Below are 4,056 nucleotides of genomic sequence, written 5' to 3' on the forward strand. Positions count from 1 at the left end.
CATCCAGGCAATCACCAAGTGCGGCAAAATTGTCAGCGCGGCCAAGATGTTAGGTCTGTCTCCTCCAGCGCTGACAATCCAGTTGCGGCAAGTGGAGGAAGAATTCCAGCTGGCTCTGTTCGACCGAACGTCGGACGGCATGCGTCCCACTGCCGCAGGTCGGGCTTTCGTCGAGACAGCGCAGGTTATCGAGGAGCATCTCGGTTTGCTCGAAGACAAGATGGATGCCATCAAGGGCGTACGCACCGGCAGCCTGAGGCTCGGCGTCGTTTCCACTGCCAAATATTTCGCGCCGCGGCTGATGGCTGCGTTCATGAAGGACCATCCCGACATCGACATGCGGCTTGCCATCGGCAACCGCGCCCAGACGATCGACAACCTCAGGAACCACGACATCGACATCGCGCTGATGGGGCGCCCGGCGAAAGAGGTTCCGGTGCGTGCTTCGGTCTTCGGCGATCACCCGCTGGTCATCATCGCGCCGCCAGACCATCCGTTGGTCGCGGCGCGAGATATCTCCAAGGAGCGGATCGCGGAGGAGCATTTCCTTATTCGCGAGCCCGGCTCCGGAACCCGCATCTCGCTGGAAATATTCCTGAGCGACGTGCCTGGCCGCATCGACGATCTCGGTGTCGAGATGGCGTCGAACGAAACGATCAAGCAGGCGGTGATGGCCGGCCTGGGCATCGCCTTCATCTCTGCCCACACCATCGCTGCGGAAACCGAAGCAGGCCGGCTTGTCATCCTCGACGTTGTCGGCATGCCGATCCGCCGGCAATGGTTCTCAGTGATGCGAACCGATCACGCAATCTCGCCGGCCATGGCCACGTTCAACGATTTCCTGATGCGCAAGGGCGCGATGTACCTGCCCCTTTTCGGAAAGCTGTATCCAGACAAGGCGGGATGACATTGCACGAACGCGACGGAAAGTCCGGTGGAGAACGCCCGCGATCGTTGGTGTTATATAAGCGATGTGTTATGTTGCAGTGCGAAAGAGCGGGGGCCACGTCCTTTCACACCCGTAAGCGATCTGTATGTGCAACCCCTGCAGACTGTTCGGAAATCTCCCGGGTAGGGTTCGGGAATTCGATGGGGAAAAGGGGTAATGCTTTACACACTCGTTATGATGGTCTGCCTGACGGATATACCGCGGACCTGCGAACAACGCGAACAAATGGTGGACGGTCTGGCGATGAATCCCGGGACTGCCTTCATGCAGGCGCAGCCGCTGGTGGCTCGGTGGATCGAAACACATCCCGGTTATTTCGTGCAGCGTTGGCGTGTGCTGCCTGGCAGGGAGTCATGAGACAGGCAGCCAAGCTCTATTTCTTCACGACGAGCGTTTCCGAGACGGTCTTCGACAACTGGTAAAGCCGCTGCTCGATTATCGTGGGCACATCGCAGACATAAGTCAGCGACTGGACCCGTTCGGTGAAAATTCGCGTCGCGAAATTCAGCTGGTCGGTTCGCCGTTCGACTTCGTCCGGATCCGCATCGGCCTTGGCGCGCAGCGCGTCGACTTCGGATGCTTCCTTGCGCAACTGTGCCGCCATTTCGAGCTGTTTGTGCGCATAGCGGGAGATGCCGGAGATCACGTGCGAACGCTCGGCGTCCATATGCTCGAACATTCCCTGCACCAGCATCGTCATTTTTGGTGCGACCTGCTCGGGCGGCAGGGAAGTCGCGAAATCCTTGATCTCTTTTTGGGCTTCGGCAATCGGCGTCCGCCGGGCCGCCACCGCTTCGACAAGCGCCGACACACGGGCATCCTTCGCCCAATCTTTCGCGGTCGCAGGAAGCTCCGGCCCATTCCAGATCTGGCCAAGCGAGAGCCGTGGCACCTTACGTTGTATGCAAGGCCAGTCGGGATCGGTGTTTGCCGCGCCGGCGCCTCCCATCAAGGCAAGCGTGGCGACCACAACGAGAGTGTGAACAAGTCTCATTCGCGCCATCAGGCGTTTCCTCCCATGTCCTGCTTGCGGATCACCAAACCGCGCGAAGGGTCGTATGCGATAATGGCGCCGCCCAGAAACAGCAGCGTGCAGCCGGCCACGACGCCCAGCGACAGCCATTCGATCTGCCCGTAGAAGGCAAAGCGGATCAGTTCGACGGCATAGGTGAACGGGTTGCAGAGGCAGATTTTGTAGAGCAGCGGGCTCGCCTCCTGGATGCGCCACAAGGGATACAGCGCCGGAGACGCGAAATAGCCGGGAAAGATGACGAAGTTCATGATGCCGGCGAAGTTTTCGAGCTGCTTGATCAGCGAAGACAAGAGCATGCCGAGCGCGCAAAGCATCATGCCCGACAGGAACAGTGCCGGCAGCACATAGAGGTAGCCGAGTGGCGGCGCCTTGACGCCCCACAACCAGGCAACGATCAGGAACGCGTAGACCTGCACGATCGATACGGCCACGCCGGCGAGCATCTTCGACACCAGCAGGAACCAGCGCGGAAACGGGCTGACCAGCAGGATGCGCATGTTGCCCATCTCGCGGTCGTAGACCATCGACAGCGAAGACTGCATGCCGGAAAACAGCAGGATCATGCCGCAAAGGCCCGGCGTGATATAGACCTCGTAGAGCACATAGGTCTTGTAGGGTGGGATGATCGACACGCCGAGCACCTGGCGAAAGCCGGCGGCGAAGATGAACAGCCAGACGAGCGGCCGGACCAGCGAGGAAATGAAGCGTTCGCGCTGGTGCAGGAAGCGCAGGCATTCGCGCAGGACGACGCCTTTCAGGCAAATGAGATAGTGGCGCAGGCCGAATGGTTCAGACCGCACTGGCATGATGCCGGCGAGCTTTCCAGGCATCGCAGGAGCGCTCATGGCGACGTCTCCGCCATGCCCGCCGCATCGACGCGGCTGAGCTTCGAAAAGGTTTCGCGAATCGAACTTCCACCATTCGCACGGATCACATCCGACACCTTGCCGCTCGCGACCAGATCACCCCGCCGCAGTATGACGACATGGTCGGCGTCTTCGACTTCGTCGATCAGATGCGTGGCCCAGAGCACGCCGATGCCCTCGGCTTGGACGAGCTTGCGGATGGTGGCGAGGATGCCCGCGCGAGACTCGATGTCGAGGCCTACGGTCGCCTCGTCAAGCAGGAGCAGGGAAGGTCGGTGCAACAGCGCCCGGGCGATTTCGATGCGCCGCATCTGACCCCCGGAGAGGCTGCGTGCCTTGTCATGCTGGCGGCCCTGCATGTCGACCGTTTCAAGCAGCGCGGCAATGCGCTGGCGAGCGTCGCGTCCGCCAATGCCATGCAGCGAGGCGTGGTATGAGAGATTCTGGTAGACGCTGAGGTCGAGGTCGAGCGTGCGTGCCTGGAACACGATGCCGACGCGTCTGAGTGCTTCGCCGGATGCGCGGCGAATGTCATGGCCGAAGATGCGGATCGATCCGTGACGCGTGTCGTAGAGGTGGCTTATCAGTGAGAACAGCGTTGTCTTGCCGGCCCCGTTGAGGCCGAGCAGAACGGTGAAAGTCGCCGGCGCGATCGAGAAGGAGACGTCGTTGAGCGCCCGCTTCTGGCCATAGGAATGGCTGACGGCACCGACATCGAGCGCCGCCACCTCTTCTCCCGGACCGCTTGTCCTCATATGCTGCATGCCGGGCCGCTCCTTCAGGACGCGTTGGCTATCTGGCGCCTTGATCGCCTTTTGTCTCACTTGATCGTAATCTTGCCCTTCAGTCCCTTGTCGGCAAGGTCGGGAACCGACCAGGTATATTCGCCCGGGCGAACGGTATGGAACTGCACCTGGATCGTTCCCGCGTCGTCGAATTCCAGCCAGGCTGGTCCGCCGTCCATATGCACTTCCAAATCGTTGATGACGATCTGGTCCATCCAGACATTGCGGAAGAGGTCGGTGACGAACTTGTATTCGAAACCGCCCTTGGAGGTGATCTTCCAGCGATAGCCCTGGCCGGCGATCAGCTCGAAATCCTTCTGATTGACGGCGTAAGTGGAATCGGCCGAACCGATAATCAGTTCCGGCAGGTTCTTGCTGGCACGCGACGGTTTTGGTGTTGCGTCGTCGGCGCTTGCTCCGGTC

General features: G+C 60.5%; 6 protein-coding genes. 2 read left to right on the plus strand and 4 right to left on the minus strand.

The features are described 5' to 3' along the window. Window position 1 precedes the first annotated feature (1 nt). Together EN939_RS23765 and EN939_RS23770 are read left to right on the plus strand one after the other, a co-directional pair. On the plus strand, window positions 2-907 hold the full coding sequence (locus EN939_RS23765) for a LysR family transcriptional regulator (protein WP_127270112.1): 906 nt from the start codon (window positions 2-4) through the stop codon (window positions 905-907). A 198-nt stretch (window positions 908-1,105) separates the two neighbouring features. Beyond that, on the plus strand, window positions 1,106-1,306 hold the full coding sequence (locus EN939_RS23770; RefSeq protein WP_127269848.1) for a hypothetical protein: 201 nt from the start codon (window positions 1,106-1,108) through the stop codon (window positions 1,304-1,306). Window positions 1,307-1,322: 16 nt separating this feature from the next. Here the strand turns inward: EN939_RS23770 and EN939_RS23775 are convergent, their stop codons facing one another. The 4 genes from EN939_RS23775 to EN939_RS23790 all read right to left on the minus strand — a co-directional run. Then, window positions 1,323-1,919: a hypothetical protein gene (locus EN939_RS23775; RefSeq protein WP_236382787.1), complete on the minus strand. Its 597-nt coding sequence runs from the start codon at window positions 1,917-1,919 to the stop codon at window positions 1,323-1,325. A gap of 32 nt (window positions 1,920-1,951) precedes the next feature. Then, window positions 1,952-2,788, minus strand: coding sequence for an ABC transporter permease (locus EN939_RS23780; RefSeq protein WP_050580490.1), 837 nt, complete (start codon window positions 2,786-2,788; stop codon window positions 1,952-1,954). A 35-nt stretch (window positions 2,789-2,823) separates the two neighbouring features. After that, window positions 2,824-3,612 carry an ATP-binding cassette domain-containing protein gene (locus EN939_RS23785; RefSeq protein WP_127269842.1) on the minus strand — a complete coding sequence of 263 codons (789 nt, stop codon included), beginning with the start codon at window positions 3,610-3,612 and terminating at the stop codon, window positions 2,824-2,826. 56 nt (window positions 3,613-3,668) lie between these two features. Next, window positions 3,669-4,056, minus strand: a 388-nt coding sequence (locus tag EN939_RS23790; RefSeq protein WP_127270116.1) for a hypothetical protein, incomplete at its 5' end; no start/stop codon positions are given.

Origin of the sequence: Mesorhizobium sp. M7A.F.Ca.CA.002.05.1.1 (assembly GCF_003998335.1) — a bacterium.
GTDB lineage: Bacteria > Pseudomonadota > Alphaproteobacteria > Rhizobiales > Rhizobiaceae > Mesorhizobium.

Excerpts from the sequence above, each read along its gene's own strand:
- EN939_RS23770 (WP_127269848.1), top strand. The coding sequence starts at position 1,106 with ATGCTTTACACACTCGTTATGATGGTCTGCCTGACGGATATACCGCGG.
- EN939_RS23780 (WP_050580490.1), bottom strand. The coding sequence starts at position 2,788 with ATGCCAGTGCGGTCTGAACCATTCGGCCTGCGCCACTATCTCATTTGC.
- EN939_RS23785 (WP_127269842.1), bottom strand. The coding sequence starts at position 3,612 with ATGCAGCATATGAGGACAAGCGGTCCGGGAGAAGAGGTGGCGGCGCTC.